This window comes from Pseudomonas sp. NPDC078416 (genome assembly GCF_050268485.1).
Taxonomy (GTDB): Bacteria; Pseudomonadota; Gammaproteobacteria; order Pseudomonadales; family Pseudomonadaceae; genus Aquipseudomonas.
In genome coordinates, this window is the sequence record NZ_JBNNGV010000031.1 from 1 (window position 1) to 23,793 (window position 23,793).

23 protein-coding genes are annotated in these 23,793 nt (G+C 59.5%); 10 read left to right on the forward strand and 13 right to left on the reverse strand.

All coding sequences use genetic code 11. From position 1 onward, the window contains the following. Window positions 1-332: 332 nt before the first annotated feature. The gene (gene tyrS / locus ACQKEN_RS21305) at window positions 333-1,532 is read right to left on the reverse strand and encodes a tyrosine--tRNA ligase (protein WP_427688523.1); all 1,200 of its coding nucleotides are present in this window, start codon (window positions 1,530-1,532) and stop codon (window positions 333-335) included. A gap of 212 nt (window positions 1,533-1,744) precedes the next feature. Between tyrS and ACQKEN_RS21310 the strand changes: the two genes are divergently transcribed. Together ACQKEN_RS21310 and ACQKEN_RS21315 are read left to right on the forward strand one after the other, a co-directional pair. Beyond that, the gene (locus ACQKEN_RS21310) at window positions 1,745-3,178 is read left to right on the forward strand and encodes a peptidoglycan DD-metalloendopeptidase family protein (protein ID WP_427688525.1); all 1,434 of its coding nucleotides are present in this window, start codon (window positions 1,745-1,747) and stop codon (window positions 3,176-3,178) included. A 3-nt stretch (window positions 3,179-3,181) separates the two neighbouring features. Continuing rightward, window positions 3,182-4,273: an anhydro-N-acetylmuramic acid kinase gene (locus ACQKEN_RS21315; protein ID WP_427688527.1), complete on the forward strand. Its 1,092-nt coding sequence runs from the start codon at window positions 3,182-3,184 to the stop codon at window positions 4,271-4,273. Between the two features lie 64 nt (window positions 4,274-4,337). Here ACQKEN_RS21315 and erpA read toward each other — a convergent pair whose 3' ends face one another. Further along, window positions 4,338-4,688, reverse strand: coding sequence for an iron-sulfur cluster insertion protein ErpA (erpA, locus tag ACQKEN_RS21320; protein WP_237251497.1), 351 nt, complete (start codon window positions 4,686-4,688; stop codon window positions 4,338-4,340). A gap of 171 nt (window positions 4,689-4,859) precedes the next feature. Further along, window positions 4,860-5,894: an N-acetyl-gamma-glutamyl-phosphate reductase gene (argC, locus tag ACQKEN_RS21325; RefSeq protein ID WP_427688529.1), complete on the reverse strand. Its 1,035-nt coding sequence runs from the start codon at window positions 5,892-5,894 to the stop codon at window positions 4,860-4,862. 133 nt (window positions 5,895-6,027) lie between these two features. Between argC and hemJ the strand changes: the two genes are divergently transcribed. The 5 genes from hemJ (at window position 6,028) to coq7 (ending at window position 9,457) form a co-directional block, all read left to right on the forward strand. Continuing rightward, entirely contained in the window at window positions 6,028-6,453 is a 426-nt protein-coding gene (hemJ, locus tag ACQKEN_RS21330) for a protoporphyrinogen oxidase HemJ (protein ID WP_427688531.1), read from the forward strand. Window positions 6,454-6,497: 44 nt separating this feature from the next. Then, a complete protein-coding gene (locus ACQKEN_RS21335) occupies window positions 6,498-7,418 on the forward strand; it encodes a DUF805 domain-containing protein (protein WP_427688533.1) in 921 nt (306 codons plus the stop codon). Window positions 7,419-7,473: 55 nt separating this feature from the next. Continuing rightward, entirely contained in the window at window positions 7,474-8,259 is a 786-nt protein-coding gene (locus tag ACQKEN_RS21340; RefSeq protein ID WP_427688535.1) for an SDR family NAD(P)-dependent oxidoreductase, read from the forward strand. 86 nt (window positions 8,260-8,345) lie between these two features. Next, window positions 8,346-8,684 carry a histidine triad nucleotide-binding protein gene (locus ACQKEN_RS21345; RefSeq protein WP_074887052.1) on the forward strand — a complete coding sequence of 113 codons (339 nt, stop codon included), beginning with the start codon at window positions 8,346-8,348 and terminating at the stop codon, window positions 8,682-8,684. Window positions 8,685-8,809: 125 nt separating this feature from the next. Continuing rightward, entirely contained in the window at window positions 8,810-9,457 is a 648-nt protein-coding gene (gene coq7, locus ACQKEN_RS21350) for a 2-polyprenyl-3-methyl-6-methoxy-1,4-benzoquinone monooxygenase (protein ID WP_427688538.1), read from the forward strand. 105 nt (window positions 9,458-9,562) lie between these two features. Here the strand turns inward: coq7 and speD are convergent, their stop codons facing one another. Together speD and ACQKEN_RS21360 are read right to left on the reverse strand one after the other, a co-directional pair. Next, entirely contained in the window at window positions 9,563-10,357 is a 795-nt protein-coding gene (speD, locus tag ACQKEN_RS21355; RefSeq protein ID WP_037019204.1) for an adenosylmethionine decarboxylase, read from the reverse strand. Between the two features lie 235 nt (window positions 10,358-10,592). Continuing rightward, on the reverse strand, window positions 10,593-11,015 hold the full coding sequence (locus ACQKEN_RS21360; RefSeq protein ID WP_037019202.1) for an OsmC family protein: 423 nt from the start codon (window positions 11,013-11,015) through the stop codon (window positions 10,593-10,595). A 206-nt stretch (window positions 11,016-11,221) separates the two neighbouring features. Between ACQKEN_RS21360 and crp the strand changes: the two genes are divergently transcribed. Continuing rightward, a complete protein-coding gene (crp, locus tag ACQKEN_RS21365) occupies window positions 11,222-11,866 on the forward strand; it encodes a cAMP-activated global transcriptional regulator CRP (protein WP_427688541.1) in 645 nt (214 codons plus the stop codon). Window positions 11,867-11,891: 25 nt separating this feature from the next. On the opposite strand, the gene ACQKEN_RS21370 is transcribed toward crp, so the two are convergent. Genes ACQKEN_RS21370 through ACQKEN_RS21385 form a run of 4 tightly spaced genes read right to left on the reverse strand, consistent with a single transcriptional unit; the run spans window position 11,892 to window position 15,135 of the window. Further along, a complete protein-coding gene (locus ACQKEN_RS21370; RefSeq protein WP_427688543.1) occupies window positions 11,892-12,587 on the reverse strand; it encodes a lipoate--protein ligase family protein in 696 nt (231 codons plus the stop codon). A gap of 47 nt (window positions 12,588-12,634) precedes the next feature. Continuing rightward, window positions 12,635-13,471 carry an indole-3-glycerol phosphate synthase TrpC gene (trpC, locus tag ACQKEN_RS21375; RefSeq protein ID WP_427688545.1) on the reverse strand — a complete coding sequence of 279 codons (837 nt, stop codon included), beginning with the start codon at window positions 13,469-13,471 and terminating at the stop codon, window positions 12,635-12,637. Next, a complete protein-coding gene (gene trpD / locus ACQKEN_RS21380) occupies window positions 13,468-14,517 on the reverse strand; it encodes an anthranilate phosphoribosyltransferase (RefSeq protein ID WP_427688594.1) in 1,050 nt (349 codons plus the stop codon). The genes trpC and trpD overlap by 4 nt, the downstream gene beginning before the upstream one ends. Window positions 14,518-14,535: 18 nt before the next feature. After that, window positions 14,536-15,135: an aminodeoxychorismate/anthranilate synthase component II gene (locus ACQKEN_RS21385; protein WP_427688547.1), complete on the reverse strand. Its 600-nt coding sequence runs from the start codon at window positions 15,133-15,135 to the stop codon at window positions 14,536-14,538. A gap of 471 nt (window positions 15,136-15,606) precedes the next feature. Between ACQKEN_RS21385 and estP the strand changes: the two genes are divergently transcribed. Further along, the gene (gene estP / locus ACQKEN_RS21390) at window positions 15,607-17,547 is read left to right on the forward strand and encodes an esterase EstP (RefSeq protein WP_427688549.1); all 1,941 of its coding nucleotides are present in this window, start codon (window positions 15,607-15,609) and stop codon (window positions 17,545-17,547) included. Window positions 17,548-17,696: 149 nt separating this feature from the next. Here estP and trpE read toward each other — a convergent pair whose 3' ends face one another. The 4 genes from trpE to ACQKEN_RS21410 form a co-directional block, all read right to left on the reverse strand. After that, the gene (trpE, locus tag ACQKEN_RS21395) at window positions 17,697-19,178 is read right to left on the reverse strand and encodes an anthranilate synthase component I (protein ID WP_427688551.1); all 1,482 of its coding nucleotides are present in this window, start codon (window positions 19,176-19,178) and stop codon (window positions 17,697-17,699) included. Window positions 19,179-19,246: 68 nt separating this feature from the next. Beyond that, window positions 19,247-20,029: a phosphoglycolate phosphatase gene (locus ACQKEN_RS21400; protein WP_166650575.1), complete on the reverse strand. Its 783-nt coding sequence runs from the start codon at window positions 20,027-20,029 to the stop codon at window positions 19,247-19,249. A 47-nt stretch (window positions 20,030-20,076) separates the two neighbouring features. After that, window positions 20,077-20,748, reverse strand: coding sequence for a ribulose-phosphate 3-epimerase (rpe, locus tag ACQKEN_RS21405; protein WP_122536580.1), 672 nt, complete (start codon window positions 20,746-20,748; stop codon window positions 20,077-20,079). Window positions 20,749-20,963: 215 nt separating this feature from the next. Further along, entirely contained in the window at window positions 20,964-21,956 is a 993-nt protein-coding gene (locus tag ACQKEN_RS21410; RefSeq protein WP_427688553.1) for a hypothetical protein, read from the reverse strand. Between the two features lie 313 nt (window positions 21,957-22,269). On the opposite strand from ACQKEN_RS21410, the gene ACQKEN_RS21415 reads away from it, so the two are divergent. After that, complete coding sequence (locus ACQKEN_RS21415) at window positions 22,270-23,763, forward strand: helix-turn-helix transcriptional regulator (protein ID WP_427688555.1); 1,494 nt, start codon at window positions 22,270-22,272, stop codon at window positions 23,761-23,763. Window positions 23,764-23,793 lie beyond the last annotated feature (30 nt).

A 23,793-nucleotide genomic window follows, 5' to 3' on the forward strand; every position in this document is an offset into this window, starting at 1 on the left:
CGTCTCAACCGAGGCGCGCATTCTACAGCGTCTCTTGTTTCTGTCAAGCGGTTATTTTAAGAAGTTTTCAAAGTTTCCTTATCAACTTCAACCACCTGCGCTTCGTTCGACTTCTTAACGTCTCACGTCAGCGGGAGGCGAATTCTACAGCGTTACAACCTGCTGTCAACTGCCTTTTTCACCGCTGTCGATTCAAGCATCTGAACCGAAGCATTCCTCGCTGCTTACTTCGTCCAACTCTTTGATTATCAAGGAGTTTTCTGTTTCGTCTGCGCCGGAAGTGGTGCGAATTATAGACACATCCGGAGGGGCGTCAAGCACTTATTTGAACTTTATGCCAAACGAAGTGTAATCCGCCCAAACGCTTTCTTGCCGGCCTGACAGACATGGGTCGCGCCCAGCTTGAATACAAACCCCCGATCCACGACTTCACCATCTATACGCACGCCGCCGGATGCCAGCAGGTCGCGCGCGACTGCAGAGTTCTTGACCAGCCCTGCCTTATTAAGGACAGCGGCAATCGGCATGTCTTCGGCTGCGGCCAGTTCGATTTCCGGAAGATCTTCCGGAAGCTCGCCATCCTTCATACGATTACCAGCAGAACGATGGGCAGAAGCCGCGGCCTCTTCACCGTGGAAGCGCGCGACAATCTCTTCGGCCAGCTTGATCTTGATGTCGCGCGGATTCGCCCCTGCTTCGCAATCCGCCTTAAAGGCTGCAATCTCTTCCATGGTGCGGAAGCTCAGCAGCTCAAAGTAACGCCACATCAGCGCATCGGGTATGGAGACGAGCTTGCCGTACATGATGCCGGGCGCTTCCTGGATACCTACATAGTTACCCAGCGATTTGGACATCTTCTTGACGCCGTCCAATCCTTCCAGCAACGGCATCGTCAGAACACACTGAGCTTCCTGACCATACGCGCGCTGCAGCTCACGCCCCATCAGCAAGTTGAATTTCTGATCGGTACCGCCCAGCTCCACGTCGGCGCGCAAAGCAACCGAGTCGTAACCCTGCACCAGCGGATAAAGGAATTCATGGATGGCGATCGACTGATTCGACTTGTAACGCTTGTCGAAGTCATCACGCTCCAGCATACGGGCCACGGTGTACTGGGAAGAGAGTCGGATGAAGTCTGCAGGACTCAGTTGATCCATCCAGGTGGAATTGAATGCCACTTCGGTCTTGGTAGGATCCAGAATTTTGAAAACCTGAGCCTTATAGGTCTCGGCGTAGTCGAGCACCTGCTCGCGCGTAAGCGGGGGACGGGTGGCACTCTTGCCGCTCGGATCGCCAATCATCCCGGTGAAGTCGCCAATCAGGAAAATCACCTGATGCCCGAGATCCTGGAATTGACGCAGCTTGTTAATAAGCACCGTGTGCCCGAGGTGCAGGTCCGGCGCGGTTGGATCAAAACCGGCCTTGATACGAAGTGGCTGCCCACGCTTGAGCTTTGTGATCAGCTCGGCCTCGACCAGGAGTTCATCTGCACCACGCTTGATCAGCGCTAGCTGCTCTTCAACCGACTTCATAACCGCCCCGTAATGCCTTATTTCAAAGGGAAACAACCATACAAGATCAGCGCCCAAATACAAGTTCTGACACTGAGTGCACGACGAATCGCGAGGCGAGCCGATCGCAAGCTTGCCTCAGGGGAGATTTGGTTATATTTTATACAGTTATTTCATCTTCATCATGTCATTCATCTTTTCCATTTCATCTTTTTTCAAAGTCAAAATTACCTATGACAGACACTCCGCCTAAAGCGCCACCGCTTTATCCGAAGAGCCACCTGCTCGCAGCCAGCGGTATCGCCGCACTGCTTAGCCTGGCTCTCCTCGTCTTCCCATCCAGCGACGTCGAAGCCAAACGAACAAATCTTGCTCTCGAACTAGACACACCTGCTGATCAGGTCGAGCAAGAACAAGACGCTCAACTACAGCCTCAGGCCACAGAGGCGCCTGTAGATTCACCTTTCGCCCAGATCGAAGGTGATGCGACTGAGCCCGCTGAAACCGCGAAGACCTCAAACGACACCAAAGTCGCGCAGAAAGAGGTTGCTACTGCCAAAGGCCCGACTCACCGGGAAATAGTGGTGTCGAAGGGCGATACGTTGTCTACGTTGTTCGAAAAAGTAGGGTTGCCTGCGACTGCAGTGCACGACGTTATTGCCAGCGACAAAAAAGCCAGGCAGTTCAGCCAGCTGAAAAATGGCCAGGTGCTGCAGTTCGAACTCTCCCCCGAGGGCAACCTCAAGCAGTTACACAGCAAGCTGAGCGAGACAGAAAGCATCAGTTTGTCCCGAACCGACAAGGGCTACACGTTTACCCGTGACGTGACCAAACCCAATGTCCGGACTGCCTACGTTCACGGAACGATCAACAACTCGCTATCGCAATCCGCCCAGCGTGCAGGCCTCAGCCATACCATGACCATGGAGATGGCAAACATCTTTGGCTACGACGTCGACTTCACTCAAGATATCCGCAAGGGCGACGAGTTCGATGTCATTTACGAGCAGAAGGTTGTCAACGGTAAGACGGTCAGTACGGGCAATATTCTTTCGGCGCGCTTCGTAAACCGCGGCAAGACCTACACGGCTGTGCGTTATACGAACAAGCAGGGCAATACCAACTATTACACCGCAGACGGCAACAGCATGCGTAAGGCATTCATCCGTACGCCGGTCGAGTTCGCCCGCATCAGCTCGCTGTTCTCATCCGGTCGCAAACATCCGATCCTGAACAAGATTCGCGCCCACCAAGGCATCGACTACGCTGCACCTCGTGGCACACCAATCAAAGCGACCGGTGATGGCAAAGTCATTCTTGCCGGTCGGCGCGGCGGTTACGGCAACACTGTGATTATTCAGCACGGCGAAACCTACCGGACGCTGTACGGCCACATGCAAGGTTTTGCCAAAGGCATTCAGTCCGGATCCAGCGTCAAGCAGGGTCAAGTCATTGGCTATATTGGAACCACCGGCCTGTCCACGGGTCCTCATGTTCATTACGAGTTCCAGGTAAATGGCGTTCATGTCGACCCGCTAGGGCAGAAGCTGCCGATGGCTGATCCGATCGCCAAGTCCGAAAAACAGCGGTTCATGCAGGAGAGCCAACCTTTGATGGCTCGCATGGACCAGGAAAAGGCCACCATGCTGGCCTCGAGTAAGCGCTGACCCATGACTTTATATGTAGGTGTAATGTCCGGAAGCAGTCTGGATGGACTCGACTTCGCGCTGGTAGAACAGGATGACCGACCACGTTTGCTCGGCACCTATTACATCCCCATGCCTGACGATCTTCGCGCCGAACTGCTGGGACTCTGTGCCAGCGGTCCGGATGAGCTGGCCCGTGCCGGCATCGCCGAGCAGAAATGGGTTCATCTAGCGGCTCAAGGCGTACTGGCCCTGCTGGATCAGCAGAATGTGTCAGCCGGCGAAATCCGCGCTATCGGCAGCCACGGCCAGACGATTCGCCACGAACCGGCACGTGGCTTCACCATTCAGATTGGCAACCCTGCCCTGCTCGCTGAGCTAACGGGCATTACCGTCGTAAGCGATTTCCGCAAACGTGATATCGCTGCGGGTGGACAGGGCGCGCCGCTAGTTCCGGCATTCCACGAAGCGTTGTTCGACGATAACAAGGACTACCGTGCCGTACTCAACGTCGGTGGTTTCAGCAACCTCAGCTTGATCGAGATCGACAAACCGGTTTCTGGCTTCGATTCAGGTCCAGGCAACGTGTTGCTCGACGCGTGGATACAAGCACAGCGGGGCGTGAGCTATGACCGCGATGGCGCGTGGGGCGCGAGCGGGACAGTCAATGATGCGCTGCTCAAGTCCATGCTCAGTGATCAGTTCTTTCAGACCAAGGGTCCCAAGAGCACGGGCCGTGAAGTGTTCAACCTTGGCTGGGTTCACCACCACCTGTTCCAGATGCCCACGCTGAGACCGGAAGATGTGCAGGCGACACTGCTGGAAGTCACCGCATTGAGCATTACCGAGTCGCTGCAATCGGCACAGGCGCAGACCAAAGAACTGCTGGTCTGCGGCGGCGGGGCTCAAAACAAAGCGTTGATGGATCGACTGGCGGCGCTGCTTCCGGCAACAAAGGTCACGAGCACTGCAGAATTCGGAGTTGATCCTGATTGGGTCGAAGCAATGGCGTTCGCCTGGCTTGCGCACTGCGCACTGGAAAGCGTACCTGCCAACCGTCCGAGCGTGACCGGAGCCAAAGGCTTGCGTGTTCTGGGCGCAATCTACCCGGCCTAAGCGCTACGCTCGCCATGCAAAAACGCCGCGCAAATGCGCGGCGTTTTTGTGTGTAACGGTTGGGTCAGATCGAGAACGAAGAGCCACAGCCGCAGGTAGTCGAGGCGTTAGGGTTCTTGATCACGAAACGAGAGCCTTCCAGACCCTCCTGATAATCCACCTCCGCACCTGCCAGGTACTGAAAGCTCATGGGGTCGACCACCAGACTGACGCCCTCGCGCTCAACGATGGTGTCATCGTCGGCGACGTCTTCATCAAAGGTGAAACCGTACTGAAAACCTGAACAACCGCCACCGGTCACGAAGACGCGAAGCTTAAGGCGGTCATTGCCCTCTTCATCGACCAGAGTTTTCACCTTGTGCGCGGCACCGTGGGTGAATTCCAAAGCCACAGGGGTAAAGGATTCAACGCTCATGCTCAAAATCTCCCGGCGCTAAGCCGTCATAATGCGTAATGACGCGCATTATCCGCTTCTCCTAGAAAATTGGTCAACTATTCCGACGACAGCCACAAGTCGCAAGCGACAAGAAACAGCCCGCTATCAGCAATCGAGTTGAAACTTGCCGCTTGAAGCTTGAAGCTGCTGTTACGGCAACATCCCTGCGTGGGACAGGCCCAGCCGTTCGTCAAGGCCAAACATGATGTTCATGTTTTGCACGGCCTGCCCCGAAGCGCCTTTGACCAGGTTATCGATGACCGACAGCACCACCACCAGATCGCCATCCTGCGGACGATGCACGGCCATGCGACACACGTTGGCGCCGCGTACGCTCCGGGTTTCGGGATGGCTTCCGGCGGGCATCACGTCGACAAAAGGCTCATTGGCGTAGCGCTTTTCAAACAACGCCTGCAGATCGACCGACTTGTCGACGACGGTTGCGTACAACGTGGCGTGAATGCCACGGATCATCGGCGTCAGGTGCGGCACGAACGTCAGCCCGATATCGCCGCCGGCAGCGCGACGCAGCCCCTGGGTGATTTCGGGAAGATGGCGGTGTCCTTTAACGGCATAGGCCTTGAAGCTCTCGCTGGTTTCGGAATACAGCGAGCCCACACTGGCGCCGCGACCTGCACCACTGACACCCGATTTGCAGTCGGCGATCAGGCGCGACGGATCCGCAAGGCCTGCTTCGAGCAGTGGCAGGAAACCCAGCTGAGTGGCAGTCGGATAGCAACCCGGCACCGCAATCAGCCGTGCGCCCTTGATGTGCTCGCGATTGACTTCCGGCAGGCCGTACACCGCTTCGTCCAGTAATTCAGGCGCGCCGTGGGGCTGGTTGTACCACTTGGCCCACTCAACCGGGTCTTGCAGACGGAAGTCAGCGGAGAGGTCGATGACCTTGGTGCCAGCGGCGAGCAATTCGCCAGCCAGCGCATGTGCGACACCGTGAGGTGTGGCGAAGAACACCACATCGCACGCGCCGAGCACTTTGACATCCGGCACGCTGAACGCCAGGCCGTCATAGTGACCGCGCAGGTTTGGATACATGTCAGCGACAGGCAGACCTGCCTCGGAGCGCGAGGTGATTGCAACCACTACAGCCTCCGGGTGTTGCGCCAAAAGACGCAGCAACTCGACGCCGGTGTAACCCGTACCGCCGACGATACCGACCTTGACCATAACCTGCCCCTCTACCAAACCAGTGGAAAGCCGCTGATCATATGGGTCGATTGCCGATGGGACAACCGCGAACGTGACGTACGGGCGCGGAAGCCACTACTATTTGGCACCGTGTTCCTGGAAACAAACCAAAATGCTCTATCTCTGGATTAAAGCGCTGCATATCGTTGCGATGGTGTGCTGGTTCGCCGCCCTGTTCTATCTGCCGCGATTGTTCGTCTATCACGCCATGAGTGAAGACTCCATAGGCCGCGAGCGCTTCTGCACCATGGAGCGCAAGTTGTACCGGGGCATCATGATGCCCGCGATGATCGCCACCCTGGTGTTCGGTATCTGGCTGATCGTCCTCGCACCGGGGTTCCTGCAGCAAGGCTGGTTGCATGCCAAGCTCACCCTGGTCGTATTGCTGATTGGTTACCACCACGTGTGCGGCGCGCAGGTCAAACGCTTCGCGCGCGGAGAACCGGGCCGTAGCCATGTGTTCTATCGCTGGTTCAACGAGATACCCGTGTTGATCTTGCTGGCCGTGGTCATTCTGGTAGTCGTCAAACCGTTCTGACGCACATTGCTCACATCGTATGAACTCAAGACAAGGAAGCCAGCATGGCGGAGCATTTCAAGATCGTTTTCGAGGGACAGTTGCGAACAGGCGTTGAGCTGGAGACAGCGCGTCTGAATCTGGCGCAACTGTTCAAGACTGACGTTGCTGGCGTTGACCGCCTCTTCACCGGCAAGCCTGTCACCATAAAGCGCAGCCTGACGCGGGACGACGCGCAGCGTTATCTCGCGGCGCTGAACGATGCAGGTGTCGAGGGCCGTATCGAGCCCGAGGCGCCAGTGTCATTGAGCCTTGAGGAAGTGGTCCACGACGCGCCCCGTCCGGCTTTCGACCCTGCGACATCCCCTTACGCACCTCCGCGAACGCCAGTCGCACAAGACTGGCCAGCCGTTGGCGAATTGAAGGTGTTTTCCATCCACGGCCGGATTGGCCGTCTTCGCTATCTGGCGTGGAGCCTGGCGCTGGTGGGAGTAGCGATGCTGGTCGCCGTGCTGTGTCTCGGCGTTCTCAGCGTTTCGCTCGTGGCGGGCGGACTGTTAGGGACCGTCGCTTTCGTCGCATTCGTCGTGGTCAGTGTCCAGATCGGCGCCCAGCGCCTGCATGACGCCGGTATGTCTGCCTGGTTGCTGCTGCTGAATATGGTGCCGGTGGTGGGCAGCTTCTTTCCGATCGTGATGATGGCCGTCCCCGGCAGCACGGGCCCTAATCAGTACGGTCCACCGCCGCCCGGCAACACGCCGCGCGTCAAAGTCCTCGCGGCGATCTGGCTATTGGTACTTGTACTGGCGGTAGTGGCTGGGGTGATGGGCGGACTGAAGACCATTCAGGAAGAAGTTGAAGCCACCACCAGCGCGTACGAGCAAGCGCTGCCTTACGACGATGACTCCAGTGACACGGAACAACCAACCGTTCCCGTTGATCCTGTAGATATTGGTGACTCCTCCGACAGCAACGACGACCAATAACTATCTGGCAGCAGGGACGCTGTCTCAATACGAGCAGCAAACACTGGAGAATTGCATGACCCGTTACGCCATGGTCACAGGTGCATCCAGCGGTATTGGCCTGGCGATGGCCGAAGCCCTCGCCCGCCGGGGTCGCAACCTTATTCTGGTGGCCAGGCACCGGGAGATGCTCGAAAGCATCGCGCTTGAGTTCACGCAACGGTTTGGCGTCGAGGTGTTGTTCCGCGCCTGCGATCTAGGCGAACCGCTGCGCCTCTCGGGCTTTCTGCTAGAGCTCGAAGAAGGCTCGCGAAGCATCGATTTGCTGGTCAACTGCGCCGGCATCGGCAACAGCGGCCCGTTTCTCGCTCAGGAATGGGCGCAGGAGCAGGACCTGCTTGACCTTAATGTGCTCGCGCTAACGCGCCTCTGTCACACGGTTGGCAATCTGATGGCGGTGCAAGGCGGCGGTCAAATTCTCAACGTTGCGTCGGTCATGGGCTTTCAACCCGGGCCGTGGATGAGCACCTACGCCGCCAGCAAAGCGTACGTACTGCATTTTTCCGAAGGGCTGCGCGAGGAGCTGCACAAAACCGGCGTGAAGATTTCGGTGCTGTGCCCCGGGCCGACGCGCACCGCTTTTTTCCGCACCGCACAGCTGGACGCCGGCAAGTTCACCCACGACAACCACATGACCGCCGAAGAGGTCGCCCTGTACACGGTTCGCGCGCTGGACAAGAATCGTGCGGTGATCATCCCGGGTTGGCGTAACAGGCTACTGACGCGCCTGCCGCGCTTTGCCAGTCGCTGGATGACGCGAAAGCTCTGGGGCTCGATTCTCAAATCTCGTACGTCAGCCTGACGCGGCGCATGGCAACAAACGGCTGTGCGTGACCCGGGACGCTCAGTACACTGCCTTCATCCCCCTCGAAACGGAGCAAGAAGGCTGTGGATACTTTGTTCACCAAGATCATCAACCGGGAAATCCCGGCGAAGATCATCTATGAAGATGATCAAGTGCTGGCCTTTCACGACATCGCCCCCCAGGCGCCTGTGCATTTTCTGGTTATCCCGAAGAAGCCGATCGCCACCCTCAACGACGTGACTGAAGACGATAAGGGCCTGCTGGGCCATATCCTGTTCACGGCCCAGCGCCTGGCGAAAGAACTCGGTTGCGAGGACGGCTTCCGCGTGGTCATGAACACCAACGAGAAAGGCGGACAGACCGTCTATCACATCCACATGCACGTGCTGGGTCAGCGCCAGATGAGCTGGCCGCCGGGCTGAGTCATCGTCCCCAGGCTTTGTCGACCTGCCGAGTGCCTGCGCGTGCCTCGGCGGTCTGACGCCGGAGAAGCCCGGTTACACCGTTTGAGGTAGACTGGCCGCCGTGGATTTACCCGGAGGCGCCCATGGCTACCGAACGTCACTACTCCCCTATCGACCGTTTTCTGCTTCAGGCCGACGCTGCGATGAAGACGCTGCTGCCCGTCAGCGCACACGCTCACCGCCCTTCGCCTGCCATTGTTCAACCCGACATCAAGATGAATGAGTCCGACACTCGGCATGTCGCCGGGCTCATGCGCATCAACCACACCGGCGAAGTCTGTGCTCAGGCGTTGTACCAGGGGCAGGCGCTCACCGCGAAACTGCCTCAGGTGCGCAAAGCCATGGAGCACGCCGCCGAGGAAGAAATCGACCATCTGGTGTGGTGCGAACAACGCATTCATCAGCTGGGCAGTCACACCAGTGTGCTCAACCCGCTGTTTTACGGTGCTTCGTTTGGCATCGGCGCAGTGGCTGGTTTGATCAGCGATCGAATCAGCCTGGGCTTCGTTGCCGCGACGGAAGATCAGGTGTGCAAACACTTGAACGAGCATCTGGAGCAATTGCCGGTTGAGGACGAGAAGTCCCGGGCGATTCTGGAGCAGATGCGCGCCGACGAGGAGCATCACGCAGAACGCGCGCTCGAGGCAGGCGGTTTCCGTTTCCCGGCGCCGGTGAAATTCGGCATGAGTCTGATGGCCAAAATCATGACCAAGACCACTTACAGGATCTGATTCGGATCTGCGCGCGGCCGGCTTCTACCCAGAAGCAAGGCTGCCACGAAAGCCTGGAATCAAAAAAGGCGCCTGAAAAGGCGCCTTTTTTGTACCGCCGAGATCTTAGACCGGCATGTTGCGGCCGTAGAAGATTTCGAGCATCTCGTGCTTCACGCGACCAGTGACCTGCTCGCGCTGTTCAGCCGAGAGATTGCTGGTGGCGTCGCCGAACAGGTAGTTGTCCAGCTCGAACTGCTTGAGCAGCATTTTGGTGTGGAACAGGTTTTCCTGGTACACGTTCACGTCAGTCATCTGGTAGCTGTCGCGTGTGTCATCGGAAAGGTAATTCTGGATCGAGTTGATCTCGTGGTCGATGAAGTGCTTCTTGCCTTCAACGTCACGGGTGAAACCGCGCACGCGATAGTCGACGGTCACGATGTCGGACTCGAACTTGTGGATCAGGTAATTCAGCGCTTTCAACGGGGAGATTACGCCGCAGGTCGACACGTCGATGTCTACGCGGAAGGTGGCGATGCCGTCAACGGGGTGAATTTCAGGATAGGTGTGAACCGTGATGTGGCTCTTGTCCAGGTGCGCAAGAATGGTTTCCGGCAGCGGACCCGGCGATTCTTCGATCTGGCTGTCGGTCGGCGTGACCGGCTGCTCGGAGATCAGAATGGTCACACTGGCGCCTTGTGGATCGTAGTCCTGACGCGCGATGTTCAGGATGTTCGCGCCAATGATATCGACGACATCGGTAAGAATCCGCGTCAGGCGTTCGGCGTCGTACACACTGTTGATGTACTCGACGTAGGCCTGCTGGTCCTGCGGGGTTTCCGCATAGCAGATGTCATAGATGTTGAAGCTCAAGGTCTTGGTCAGGTTATTGAACCCGTGGAGCTTGAGTTTGCTTTTCACCGTTAAAAACTCTCTATATGGGTGCGGCGCTGGCCGCGTGATCAAGCATGCCCGTCAACTGAGCCCGGCTCAGCTGCGTAGGACGGTTAACACCTCTTCGCGTTGGCGATTTTGGTTGTCTGGTCGGAGGCGAGCCGGTTATCCGGCGGTCGCGCCCTGAAAAAGGGGCGCATTATGCAGACGTCAGAAGTCGCATGCCATAGCCTGCACCGCTTTTGTGAAAATTGAGCGTTGCTCAGCCCAGTTCGATGATCTCGTAATCGTGGGTGATTTCGACGCCCGCGTTACCCAGCATGATCGACGCCGAGCAGTATTTTTCGGCGGACAGCTCGATCGCACGCTTGACCTGGGTCTCTTTCAGCCCGCGCCCTTTAACAACGAAGTGCAAATGGATCTTGGTGAACACCTTGGGATCTTCGTTTGCGCGCTCGGCTTCCAGAAATGCCTCGCAGCTTTCGATGGGCTGACGGGCCTTCTTGAGGATACTGACCACGTCGTAGTTGCTGCAGCCACCCAGGCCGATCAGCACCATTTCCATCGGGCGAACACCCAGGTTACGACCGCCGCTTTCTGGCGGGCCATCCATCACAACCACATGGCCGCTGCCGGACTCACCGAGGAACATCGCCTCACCCGCCCATTGAATACGCGCCTTCATCACCGCTCTCCAAAGCTTGAAAAATGGCGGCCAGCTTAGCACAGGGCCCTATCGTCGCTTAGTGAACCGGACATGCCGGAAAACGACCGAAATGTAGGAAGTGTCTGAAAAAATGGCTAATTGCCGCAGTTGAACTGCGTCAAAACGGAAATACTGCCGATACCTCTAGGAATGCCTCAGGGCGCTGTTTTTTACGGGATATAGCCATGCTCGCCGTGCCGCCTCCGAACAAGATGAAAATCGCCGACAAACTGCTGCCCCACGCCCAGCGACGAAGATGCCCGGCGAAGAGCAACATCATTTGCGCAGGCGAAGAATCAGACTCGCTGTACCTGATCATCAAGGGCTCGGTGACGATCCTGATTGAGGACAACGAAGGCCGCGAGATGATCGTCGCTTACCTAAACAGCGGGGATTTCTTTGGCGAACTGGGGCTTTTTCAGCAGACGGCTGCCGGTGCCCAGCGCAGCGCCTGGGTGCGCGCCAAGACCGAATGTGAAGTGGCCGAAATCAGCTACGCCAAGTTTCGCGAGCTCAGTCTGCACGATCCCGAATTGATGTACGCCATCGGTGCGCAGATCGCCGAGCGGCTGCGCGACACCACGCGCAAGGTCGGCGATCTTGCGTTTCTGGACGTCACCGGGCGCGTGGCTCGCAGCCTGCTCGATCTGTGCAAGCAGCCTGATGCGATGACCCACCCCGATGGCATGCAGATCAAAATCACCCGCCAGGAGATCGGCCGAATCGTGGGGTGCTCTCGGGAGATGGTCGGTCGGGTGCTCAAGTCGCTCGAAGAGCAGAACCTGGTGCATGTCCGGGGCAAAACCATGGTGGTTTTCGGCACCCGCTAACGGACTGACCGGTGTCTGGAGGGAGTCAGATCCCGGCCAGCAGACGTGAGTAGCGCTCGCTCAAGCTGTGCAGAAAATCCGGCGCTTCGAACAGCTCATGCAAAGCGACATGACTTTCTGCTTTGCACCGCGGATCGAGTTCACAGGTTTCGTTGAAGCGATTGACCGCGCTGACCATCTCAATGCGCTCGTCATCCAGCAGCATCGCGGCATGGGCCAACACCACCGGCCGCTTGCCACCCTGACTCTGCCGCCAGCGCTGCGCGGTACCGACCATCTTGCGAGCGTTGAGGTTAACGTTGAAGCGGCCATCGCAGAAGGCACCTTCGACTTCGCCCAGAGATGCAGCGCCGCCCAACTCAATCAGCGTATCGAGGATCGGCTGACACAGGCGCATATAGACGTTTTCAATGCGGTCGCGATCCAGATCGGTGTCCGGCTGGACATACACAAGCGCCACGTTCACCGTCGAGTGCGATTGCGGCACGGGCTCGCCGCCACTTTCACGCAACAGGACCGGCCAGCCACTGTCCGCCAGGGTTTCGCTGGCTTCAGTGAAGCCGGGAAGCCGACTCAACCGCCGTGGCATGACCAACGCGCGGTCGGTAGGCCGCCAGAACAGCAAGCCGCTGTCAGCGTGACCATCACACACGGACGCCAGCAGGTCTTGTTCGGCCTTGAGGCCGGCTTCAACGCAGGTTTCCAAGAGCTGAAGGGTCATGCTGCCTCCTGACGACTGGCAATGGCTTTGTGGCCTGCGACGTTGGATCAGTCCAGCCCGCCGGATTTGATCGCCGTGCCCTTCTCCGGGAAGAACAGTCGCTGCAACTCCACGCCCGGCTTCTCGGCGCGCATGAACGCCTCGCCCACCAGGAAGGAATAGACGTCGCTGATTTCCATGAGCTCGACGTCGGCGCGGTGGAAAATGCCGCTTTCGGTGATGACCAGACGATCACGGGGAATACGTGGCAGCAGGTCGAGGGTGGTTTCCAGACTGACATCGAACGTGTGCAGGTTGCGGTTGTTGACGCCCACCAGCGGAGTGTCGAGGGTTTTAAGTGCCCGCTCCAGCTCGTCGCCATCGTGGACTTCAACCAGCACGTCGAGGCCGACACCTTTGGCGACCGAGGCCAGCTCGGCCATCTTCACATCGTCCAGCGCCGACACGATCAGCAGAATGCAATCGGCACCCAATGCCCGCGCTTCGACAATCTGGTACGGATCGATCATGAAGTCCTTGCGGATCACTGGCAGCGAACACGCCGCCCGGGCTTGCTTCAGATACTCGTCAGCGCCCTGGAAGAAATCGATGTCGGTCAGCACGGAAAGACACGTAGCCCCGCCCGCTTCGTAGCTCTTGGCGATTTCCGCCGGCTGGAAGTTTTCGCGGATCACGCCTTTGCTCGGCGAAGCCTTCTTGATTTCTGCAATGACGGCCGGCTGCTTGCGCTTGGCCTGAGCGATCATCGCTTGAGCGAACCCACGCGGCGCATCAGCTGCCGCCGCCAGAGTCTCCAATTCGGCGAGGCTGACACTGGCACGGCGTGCAGCGACTTCCTCGACCTTTCGGGCCAGAATCTTTTCCAATACCGTCGGCACGCTCATTCTTCATTCTCCTGCTTGAATACCGCGGTAAAGGCACCCAGTTCTTCCAGCTTTTCGCGGGCAAGGCCCGTGTGCAATGCGTCGTGAGCCAAGGCCACACCTTCTTTCAGTGACGAAGCATGGTCAGCCGCGTAAAGCGCTGCACCGGCGTTGAGCACGATCATTTCAGCGGCCTTCTGGCCGTGCTCGGATTTGCGTCGACCCAGCGCGTCGCGAATCAATTCCAGCGACTGCGCCGGGCTGTCGACCACCAGACCGAACAGGCTCTGGCTTTTCATGCCCAGATCTTCCGGCTGCACCCAGTATTCGGTCACTTCGCCGTTCTTCAGTTCCGCGACAAACGTCGGCGCGGCGATGCTGAATTCGTCCAGGCCATCCTGGGAGTGCACCACCAGCACATGTTTGCTGCCCATGCGCAGCAGCACTTCGGCCAAAGGCCGGCACAGCGCCTGGCTGAACACGCCGACCACCTGATGCTTGACGCCGGCCGGGTTGGTCAGTGGACCGAGCATATTGAACAGGGTCCGCAGGCCCAGTTCCTTGCGTGGCCCGGCGGCGTGCTTCATGGCGCCATGATGGGTTTGCGCGAACATGAAACCGATACCGACGCTGTCGATGCAGCGCGCCACTTGCACCGGGGTCAGGTTCAGGTAAACGCCTGCGGCTTCCAGTAAGTCGGCGCTGCCGCTCTTACCGGAGACCGCTCGGTTGCCGTGCTTGGCGACTGTGCAACCGGCCGCCGCGATCACGAACGAGGCGGCAGTGGAGACGTTGAAGATGTTCGCGCCATCGCCACCGGTGCCGACGATGTCGACCACGCCGTCGAGGGTTTTGAGTTGGACCTGATCCGCCAGCTCGCGCATGACCGACACCGCACCAACGATCTCGTCGATGCTCTCGCTCTTCATGCGCATGCCCATCAGGAATGCGCCGATCTGCGCCTGGGTGCACTGGCCGGTCATGATCTCGCGCATGACGTCGCGCATTTCGTCGGTGCTCAGGTCCAGTTGATTCACAACCCGGCCCAGCGCCGTTTTGATATCCATTGCCATGTCGAAGTGCCCTTAACCCTGACGGATGCCGCCGGTCTGCTTGAGGAAGTTGGCGAACAGCTCGTGGCCCTGCTCGGAAAGAATCGATTCGGGGTGAAACTGCACGCCCTCGACGTTCAGGGTCTTGTGACGCAGGCCCATGATTTCATCAACGGAGCCGTCTTCGCGTTGAGTCCAGGCGGTCAATTCCAGGCAGTCCGGAAGTGTCTCGCGCTTGACCACCAGCGAGTGGTAGCGGGTCACGGTCAACGGATGCTTCAGGCCTTCGAACACGCCTTTATCTTCATGAATCAGGTCGCTGGTCTTGCCGTGCATGACCTGCCGCGCGCGGACTACGTCGCCGCCAAATGCCTGGCCAATCGACTGATGGCCCAGGCAGACACCGAGTACGGGCAACTTGCCGGCGAAGTGTTTGATCACGTCAATGGACACGCCCGCTTCGTTAGGCGTGCAGGGGCCTGGGGAAACGACGATGCGCTCGGGGTTCAGGGCTTCGATTTCGGCGATGGTCATTTCGTCGTTGCGAATCACTTTGACGTCGGCACCCAGCTCGCCCAGGTACTGCACGACGTTGTAGGTGAAGGAGTCGTAGTTATCGATCATCAGCAGCATGGTGCTTAACCTTTTGAATGACTGACTTTTAACGTGGCCTTCTGTTTTCTGACCTCAGTGGCACGCAGAGGGGTCGCAGGACGGGTTCCGGCGAGGCACTGCAAAACCGAGGCATCAGAAGGCATATCAATACAGATCCGGCGGGGCCGGCGGGGGAAATGGTCAGGCGCGCCAACGCCAGCGGGCGTGGCCCTTGATAACGCGCATCAAGAAGCTGCTGACAATCGACACAGGAAAGGTCTCGTTCATACGTTGCCGCACAGTAGCGTACCGCCGCAGGCCGCGCAATATCGCAGTGCCCGGATGGCGCGGCCCAGAGGCCGATTGGCAGGATTTGAACGCTCGCAAGGTGCAGATTGCAGCATGGAGGGCGGTACAGAATATTTGCCGTGAATGCCACGGCATCGTGGGTGATTTGTGTCGCGGCTGCTACCTTCTCGTACAGCACTGAAAACAATAAGGGATGCCCCCATGCTCAAAGCCACACTGCGCTGGCCGTTCGCGGCTTGCCTGCTCTCGCTCGCCTGTTCCTCGGCCCTGGCCGCCTCTTCCCCCTATTCAACGATGATCGTGTTTGGCGACAGCCTCGCCGACGCCGGGCAGTTTCCCGATGCGGGCGGACCACCGGGCGCCACCTTGCGCTTCACCAACCGCACCGGCCCGACGTACCTGAACGGCAGCGGGGAGGCATTCGGTCTGAACTCATCGACGTTGCTGGGCGGAATGCTTGGCGTAGCGCCGGGGGATTTGCAGGCATCGACCTCCCCCGTTCGCGCCGCGCAAGGGTTGGCGGATGGCAACAACTGGGCCGTGGGCGGCGACCGGACGGATCAGATACTCGCTGCAATCACCACCCGATCACAGATTGCCAACACCGACGCCACCACCGGCGTCACGACGGTGTTCCGGACGCGACCCGGTTATCTCATTGAAAACAGCTCGCGGGCTGATCCGAACGCCCTTTACTACCTGACCGGGGGCGGCAATGACTTCCTTCAGGGCCGGGTGCTGAGTGCAGGACAGGCCGTCAACGCGGCGAACAACCTGGCCAACGGCGCACAAATCCTGTCCCAGGCCGGGGCGCGGTACATCATGGTCTGGCTGCTGCCTGACATCGGCCGTACGCCTGCGGTGTTCGGCACGCCATTGCAGGTGCCGTCAACATTGCTGAGCGGGGTGTTCAACCAGCAGTTGGTCAACCGTCTGGGGCAGATCGATGCCGAGGTCATTCCGCTCAATGTGCCGGGGCTCATACGGGACGTCCTGACCGATCCGGCGCGCTACGGGTTGGCGGCCGATCAGAACTTGATCGGCACCTGTTTCAACGGCAACAACTGCAGCGCCAATAGCGTTTACGGGATTGGCGGCCTGACGCCGGATCCGACCAAGCTGCTGTTCAACGACGGCGTGCACCCGACCGTCGCGGGTCAGCGCCTGATCGCCGACTATGGGTATTCGATTCTGTCCGCACCGTGGGAAATTACGCTGCTGCCGGAGATGGCCAACGGTACGTTGCGCGCGCAGCAGGATGAACTGCGCAGTCAGTGGCTGGCGGACTGGGGCAACTGGCAGAGCGTCGGTGAATGGCGGGCCATCGTCGCCGGCGGCGGTCAGAAAATGGATTTCGACGCGCAAAGCAATTCCGCCAGCGGCGACGGTCATGGCTACAACCTGACGGTGGGCGGCAGCTATCGATTTGCTGAAGACTGGAGAGCCGGTCTGGTTGCGGGCGCCTACCGGCAAACCCTCGAAGCCGGCGCCAAGGATTCGGACTACAAACTCAACAGCTATATCGCGACCGCATTCGTGCAGTACCAGGCGCAACACTGGTGGGCAGACCTGGCGGCCTCGGGCGGAAAACTCGACTACGACAACCTCAAGCGCAAGTTTGCGCTGGGCATCAGCGAAGGCGCAGAGAAAGGCGACACCGACGGCGATCTGTGGGCGGTCAGTGGTCGCGTGGGCTTCGATCTGGCCGAGCAGAGCAGTCGCTGGCATTTCTCGCCGTTCATCAGCGCCGACTATTCCCACGTCAACGTCGATGGCTATTCGGAGAACAGTGCTCGCGCGACCGCACTCAATTACGACGATCAGACGCGCAAGTCGAAGCGGCTCGGCGCGGGGCTTCAAGGCAAGTTCGACGTCACCCCGCAGACCCAGGTGTTTGGCGAAGTGGCCCATGAGCGTGAGTTCGATACCGATCTGCAGGACGTGACCATCGCGCTGAACAGCGTGCCGGGCGTGGACTTTGATCTGAAAGGCTATGACCCCCAGCGCAGTTTGAATCGCGCCAGTGTGGGCCTGAGCCAGAAGCTGGCGCCCGACCTGACGCTGCGTGCCGGCTATAACTGGCGCAAGAATGATGACGTGACGCAGCAAGGGGTGAATCTGGCGGTGAGCCTGGATTTCTGACGCCATGGCCCTGTAGGAGCGACCGGGGTGGCGCTCCACCTTGCTCGCGATTACGTCCGTATAGACGCTGCAAGCTCACTGCTACAAGTGGTTTGTGTCGGCCACAAAAAACGGCGCCCCTGGCGCCGTTTTCATGTGCAAACCAACCTTCAGGCCTCGGGCGTTTGCTGCGCCAGCGCCACGGCGCGGAACATTGCGCGGCGTTTGTTGAGGGTTTCTTCCCACTCCAGCGCCGGCACAGAATCCGCAACAATCCCGCCGCCGGCCTGCACGTGCAGTTCGCCGTTTTTGATCACCGCGGTGCGGATGGCAATCGCGGTGTCCATGTTGCCGTTCCAGGCAAAGTAGCCCACTGCACCGCCATACACACCACGCTTGACCGGCTCCAGCTCGTCGATGATTTCCATCGCACGAATCTTCGGCGCGCCCGACAACGTGCCCGCCGGCAAGATGGCCCGCAGCGCATCCATCGCCGTCAGACCGCTCTTCAACTGACCGGTGACGTTCGACACGATGTGCATGACGTTTGAATAACGCTCGATGACCATCTTCTCGGTGAGTTTCACAGAACCGACTTCCGAAACGCGCCCGGTGTCATTGCGCCCCAGATCGATGAGCATCAGGTGCTCGGCAATCTCTTTGTCGTCGGACAGCAAGTCGACCTCCAGCGCGTAATCCTCTTCCTCGGTGGCGCCACGGGGACGCGTACCGGCAATCGGGCGCACGGTGATCAGGTTGTCTTCGACTCGCACCAGCACTTCCGGCGAACTGCCGACGACGTGGAAGTCGCCGAAGTTGAAGAAGTACATGTAAGGCGTCGGGTTGAAACAGCGCAGCGCGCGATACAGATCGATCGGCGCGGCCTTGAAGTCAATGGACATGCGTTGCGACGGCACGACCTGCATGCAGTCGCCGGCGAGGATGTATTCCTTGATCGTGTCGACGGCTTTTTCATAGTCCGACTGGGTGAAGCTGGAACGGAACACGGGGTCGGCCGCCTGCGGACGGGTCAGGTCCAGACCACGACGGGGCGTGATCGGCTGACGCAGTTTTTCCATCAACGCTTCGAGTCGCGCCAGGCCACCTTCATAGGCATCAGGCTCAGCCGGATCGACCAGCACGATCGCGTGCATCTTGCCGGCCAGGTTATCGAACACCACAACGGCATCGGACACCATCAGCAGAATGTCCGGCACGCCCAGCGGGTCAGGATTCGGGCATGTGCCCAGACGCGGTTCGACATAACGCACACAGTCGTAACCGAAATAGCCCACCAGACCGCCGTTGAAGCGTGGCAGACCGGCGATGGTCGGGACGTTGTAACGGGCCTTGAAGGTCTCGACGAAGTCCAGTGGGTCTTCGGCTTCCAGGCGCTCGATCTCGACGCCGTCGTGGGTCACGCTGACAGTGTGGTCATGCACACGCATGACCGTGCGGCACGGCAGCCCGATGATCGAATAACGCCCCCACTTCTCCCCGCCCTGTACCGACTCGAGCAGGTAGGAGTTGGGCTCGTCGGCGAGTTTCAGATAGATCGACAGCGGCGTATCGAAGTCGGCCAGAGTTTCGTAGGCAAGGGGAATGCGGTTGTAGCCTTCAGCGGCCAAACGCAGGAATTCTTCGCGGGTCATATCAGCCTCGTGGTGTGAGGGAAAACGGTCAGGGATGCAAACGCGCCGGGGCTCCGGCCAGATTAAAGTCAGGCGCGCCAACGCCAGCGGGCCAGGGCCTTGATGACTTTCATCCAGAGTTTACGAGTGACCACCACGATGGATTCTCTAAAGGAGGGAGACTTGATGTCGGGCAACGTTATCTCAGCGCCCTGCGCTAAGCAACCGGCAGAACTGCCCGGAATCAGCATGCGCAAATCGTCGATGACCAGTGCCGGTGACTCTTCCGCGATCGGGCGGCCATGGTTGTAGCCGTAACTCAATGCCACACAGGCGACACCCGCCGCTTTCGCCGCCAGCACATCGTTGCGCGAGTCACCCACGAACAGCGACTGCGACCCTGGTATGCCAGCCATTTTCATGACGAAGAACAGCGCCGCCGGGTCGGGCTTCTGCTGCGGCAGCGTGTCGCCACCCACGATCCAGCGAAAGAACCGGCCAAGCTTGAGGTCATCCAGCAAGGGCGCCACAAAGCGCTCCGGCTTGTTGGTGATCAGCGCCATCTCGACGCCCATCTTCTGCAGCCATTTCAGGGTTTCGCGCACACCGGGGTAAACCTTGGTCAGCGCGTGGCTGCCGCTGTAGGCCTCCATGAAAATCGCCAGCGCGGCCTCCGTGGACTCTTCATCCACGGCGGTGTGATCCATGCCGTTCGCCAAGGCGCGGCGTACCAACACGCGCACGCCGTTGCCGATCCAGTCACGTACCCGTTCGATTCCTGCAGGTGGCCGGCCGAGCTGGATCAGGGTCTTGTCCACCGCTGCCGCCAGATCCGGCACCGAGTCGACCAGCGTGCCGTCGAGGTCGAACATGATCAGCTTGGGCAGACGGCCCGGAAACAGCTGCTCGAAGCCGCTGGTCAACGGGCCAACGCCAGTTCTGCGTGCATCTTGGCAATAACTTCGCGGTAATCAGGCGCATTGAAAATGGCCGAACCTGCGACGAAGGTATCGGCACCGGCTGCGGCGATCTCGCGGATGTTGTTGACGTTGACGCCGCCGTCGATCTCCAGACGGATGTCGCGACCGGACGCGTCAATAAGCGCACGAGCCTCGCGCAGCTTGTTGATCGTACCGGGGATGAATTTCTGACCGCCGAAACCCGGGTTGACGCTCATGAGCAGGATCATGTCGACCTTGTCCATGACGTATTCGAGCAGGTTCAGCGGGGTCGCCGGGTTGAACACCAGACCTGCCTTGCAGCCGCCTTCGCGGATCAGTTGCAGGGAGCGGTCGATGTGCTGGGTCGCTTCCGGGTGGAAGGTGATGAAGGTGGCACCGGCTTCGATGAAGTCGCCGATGATGCGATCCACCGGGCTGACCATCAGATGAACGTCGATAGGCGCGGTGATGCCGTATTTGCGCAATGCCGCGCAGACCATTGGTCCGATCGTCAGGTTGGGGACGTAGTGGTTGTCCATGACGTCGAAGTGGACGATATCGGCGCCAGCGGCCAGGACGTTGTCGACTTCCTCTCCCAGACGGGCGAAATCGGCGGACAGAATCGAAGGAGCAATAGCGAAGGGCTGCATGACGCACCTTTTATGAGCGAAATCACGGTGGCGCGCATTGTACTCCAAGAGTTGAAACGTGCGTTGGGTCGCACGCCAGTCAGCCCAGAGGTTTGATTCAGGCGGCGTGAACGGCGCCGTTAAAGGCACAACGCCCGGTGCCACAAAATTGCGCACCGGGCCCAGGCTGGATTCAGCGATACAGAATCGCTAACACCCACCGATTGGTGAAACCCCTACACAGTCTCGACCAGCAGACGAGGACGCGAGCTCAGGGCATAACGGGCCAGACCAAAGCTCAACGCAGCGCCGATGATCAGCATGAAGAACGTGCCCCATGCCGCTTTGGAGACCTGCTTGGCCGCGACATCCGCCGCTTCACGGGCCTGTTGCTCAGCCTGTTGTTTGAGCTCGGCCACTTTGGCCGCGGCTTGTTGATAGGCCTGGGCATAGTTATCGACGATCTGCTGCGCCTCGGCTTTGCTCTTGCCGGTGCGGGCCGCCACGATGTTGACCAGCGCGTCTTTGTCGGCAGCATTCAGGGCCGGTTCGCCGGCTTTCTGGATGCGATCGAACCACTGCTTCAACTGATCGCCCGCCTGGGTTGGATCGGTAGAGGCCTGCTCTGCTGTCTGCTTGGCATCGGCGCCCGCCACGTCAGCTTTCTGATCCAGCTTCGAAGGATCCAGCTCTGGCTTGCCGGACTGCTTCAAGGTGGTGTCCAGCTGCGATTTCAGGCTGTCCCAATCCAGGCTGATGCCGTTTTTATCGAGCTGTTGCTTGATGCTCTGGCCCACACCCGGTGCGGCAGCCGCCACGCCATCGGCCGCCAGAGAAAGGCCCTTCCCGGCGATGTTGCCGGCAGTGCCGACCAGCGATCCGGCCAGTGACGCAATGAGCCAGGTGGTGAGCAACGTGCTGACCGTCCAGCTCAGCAGACCATGCAGACCGCCACGGTCCGGGGCGGTGCGGCCCGACACCCAGGCACCGGCGGCAATGGCCACCAGCGTGCTGATGAACAACCAGGCGCCGGCGCCCTTGCCGAAGCCGCTCAGCGGGTTGCCCTGAGCCATCGGGTCCAGCGCGCCGGCACCGATCGCCGTGCCAAGCACGCTCAGCACCAAGTAGGTCACCAGCGTGATTGCCGCACCGGCGAACACCGATCCCCAAGACACACGAAACGGCGAAGCGCTGCCCAGAACAGCAGATGTTGCGTAGGTCGAAGCCATGAAAATTTCCTCTGGTGCAGGGGATGCACATCGATCATGCAACCGACGTATCAGTGCAAATGCACCACCTGCGTTGATAGGGGCGAGCCTGCGAGGGCGGACTCACCGCGTCTCATGCGACGTGAAACCAGTTTGATCAGCGCGTGAAGGTCTGTGATGGCGCATTTGCACCGCTTCATCTGGTGCATTCGCACCGACCCTGGCGACGACGGCTGCACTAAGCTGCAGCACTAAGCTTTTGCCAGCCGGTCGGATAGCCTGGAGCGCCCGGCTGACCGAAGCCCGACCGCATTGAGACGTCAGGAGAACACGCATGTCAGAGGCCATACTCACCAGAGAAACCAACCGTCGCCAGTTGCAGCAGATCATCTCGGGTCTGTCGGACGGAGTCATTCTGGTGGAGGTCGATCAGACCATCATCTGGGCCAACGAGGCGGCGTTGCTCATGCACGGCGTCGAGGAGATCAGCGAGCTGGGCGCCAACGGCGAGGCCTATCGCGAGAAATTTTCCCTGCGTTATCGCAACAACCATCCGCTGGACGTTGATCAATATCCAATCAGTCGGGTCGCCGCCGGCGAAGTGTTCAGCGATGTGCTCATCGAGGTCAGCACGGTCGGTGAAGAAGACGAGCGCAGCTGGGTGCATCGCGTGCGCAGCATGGTGCTCGAAGACAGCACCGGCACACCCGAATCGCTGGTGCTGATCCTCGCCGACGCTACGGAGTGGGCCGGCGCCGAGCAGCGCTTCGAAAAGACCTTCAACGCCAACCCCGCCCCCGCCGTGATCTGCCGCCTGAGCGATCTGCGCTTCATCAAGGTCAATCAGGGCTTTCTGGAAATGACCGGCCATTCGAGAGAGACCGTCATCGGCCGCTCGGTGTACGAGGTGGACGTGCTGGAAAACGCCGAGCGCAAAGACCTCGCTATCGAGCGTCTGAACCAGGGCGCGACCATTCCTCAGATGCAGGCCGAGCTGAAACTGCCGGAGGGCGGTACCAAACTGGTCATCGTCGCCGGGCAGCCGCTGGACATGAATGAAGAAGATTGCATGCTGTTTTCGTTCACCGACCTTGAGCCCAGACGCAAGGCCGAGACTGCCCTGCGCCAGAGCGAAGAGCGGTTTGCCAAGGCATTCAGACTGACACCCGTGCCGACACTGGTGTGTACGGCGGAGCGGCAACAGATCGTCGAAGCCAACGAAGCGTTCTTCAACACCTTGGGTTACACGCCCCAGGAGCTGATCGGCCGGACTGTCGCAGAGCTGGGCTTCATCGAGGACGGCGGGGCGATGGACGAGGTGTTCAACGTCCTGGAAACCACCGGGCGTGTTGACGGGCTCGATTTGAAGGTCCGCAAGAAAGGCAGCGAGTCGATGGATTGCGTACTGGCCGCTGACACGGTGACGATTCAGGACAGCGCCTGCTACCTCTTCGTGCTGATGGACATCACCGAGCGCAAGCGCTCCGAGCTTGAGCTGGTCGAGGCCATCGAGACGGTGATGCAGGACGCCTCGTGGTTCAGCCAGACGCTGATCGAAAAGCTGGCCAATGCCAAGCGGGTCAACACCCGGCATCTGCCGAGCGCCTCGTTCACCGACCTGACCGCCCGCGAGCGAGATGTACTGGGGCTGATCTGTGAGGGGCTGGCGGACAAGGAGATCGCGGCGCGGTTGAACCTGGCGCTCAATACCATTCGCAACCACGTCGCGACGGTGTATTCCAAGCTCGACGTGCACAGCCGGGCGGAAGCCATCGTCTGGGCGAGGGAGCGAAACCTGTTCGCCAATCAGGGCAAGAGCAAACGCTGAGCAATGCAAATGCGCCAGTGCGTCTGGTGC

What these genes read in the sequence shown, in the direction of transcription:
- crp (WP_427688541.1), top strand. Translation starts at nt 11,222, where the DNA reads ATGCTCGCCGTGCCGCCTCCGAACAAGATGAAAATCGCCGACAAACTG.
- coq7 (WP_427688538.1), top strand. Translation starts at nt 8,810, where the DNA reads ATGGCTACCGAACGTCACTACTCCCCTATCGACCGTTTTCTGCTTCAG.
- ACQKEN_RS21370 (WP_427688543.1), bottom strand. Translation starts at nt 12,587, where the DNA reads ATGACCCTTCAGCTCTTGGAAACCTGCGTTGAAGCCGGCCTCAAGGCC.
- estP (WP_427688549.1), top strand. Translation starts at nt 15,607, where the DNA reads ATGCTCAAAGCCACACTGCGCTGGCCGTTCGCGGCTTGCCTGCTCTCG.
- ACQKEN_RS21410 (WP_427688553.1), bottom strand. Translation starts at nt 21,956, where the DNA reads ATGGCTTCGACCTACGCAACATCTGCTGTTCTGGGCAGCGCTTCGCCG.
- trpC (WP_427688545.1), bottom strand. Translation starts at nt 13,471, where the DNA reads ATGAGCGTGCCGACGGTATTGGAAAAGATTCTGGCCCGAAAGGTCGAG.
- ACQKEN_RS21385 (WP_427688547.1), bottom strand. Translation starts at nt 15,135, where the DNA reads ATGCTGCTGATGATCGATAACTACGACTCCTTCACCTACAACGTCGTG.
- erpA (WP_237251497.1), bottom strand. Translation starts at nt 4,688, where the DNA reads ATGAGCGTTGAATCCTTTACCCCTGTGGCTTTGGAATTCACCCACGGT.
- tyrS (WP_427688523.1), bottom strand. Translation starts at nt 1,532, where the DNA reads ATGAAGTCGGTTGAAGAGCAGCTAGCGCTGATCAAGCGTGGTGCAGAT.
- ACQKEN_RS21415 (WP_427688555.1), top strand. Translation starts at nt 22,270, where the DNA reads ATGTCAGAGGCCATACTCACCAGAGAAACCAACCGTCGCCAGTTGCAG.
- ACQKEN_RS21335 (WP_427688533.1), top strand. Translation starts at nt 6,498, where the DNA reads ATGGCGGAGCATTTCAAGATCGTTTTCGAGGGACAGTTGCGAACAGGC.
- ACQKEN_RS21340 (WP_427688535.1), top strand. Translation starts at nt 7,474, where the DNA reads ATGACCCGTTACGCCATGGTCACAGGTGCATCCAGCGGTATTGGCCTG.
- argC (WP_427688529.1), bottom strand. Translation starts at nt 5,894, where the DNA reads ATGGTCAAGGTCGGTATCGTCGGCGGTACGGGTTACACCGGCGTCGAG.
- ACQKEN_RS21310 (WP_427688525.1), top strand. Translation starts at nt 1,745, where the DNA reads ATGACAGACACTCCGCCTAAAGCGCCACCGCTTTATCCGAAGAGCCAC.
- rpe (WP_122536580.1), bottom strand. Translation starts at nt 20,748, where the DNA reads ATGCAGCCCTTCGCTATTGCTCCTTCGATTCTGTCCGCCGATTTCGCC.
- trpD (WP_427688594.1), bottom strand. Translation starts at nt 14,517, where the DNA reads ATGGATATCAAAACGGCGCTGGGCCGGGTTGTGAATCAACTGGACCTG.
- ACQKEN_RS21360 (WP_037019202.1), bottom strand. Translation starts at nt 11,015, where the DNA reads ATGAAGGCGCGTATTCAATGGGCGGGTGAGGCGATGTTCCTCGGTGAG.
- ACQKEN_RS21400 (WP_166650575.1), bottom strand. Translation starts at nt 20,029, where the DNA reads ATGTTCGACCTCGACGGCACGCTGGTCGACTCGGTGCCGGATCTGGCG.
- hemJ (WP_427688531.1), top strand. Translation starts at nt 6,028, where the DNA reads ATGCTCTATCTCTGGATTAAAGCGCTGCATATCGTTGCGATGGTGTGC.
- ACQKEN_RS21315 (WP_427688527.1), top strand. Translation starts at nt 3,182, where the DNA reads ATGACTTTATATGTAGGTGTAATGTCCGGAAGCAGTCTGGATGGACTC.
- trpE (WP_427688551.1), bottom strand. Translation starts at nt 19,178, where the DNA reads ATGACCCGCGAAGAATTCCTGCGTTTGGCCGCTGAAGGCTACAACCGC.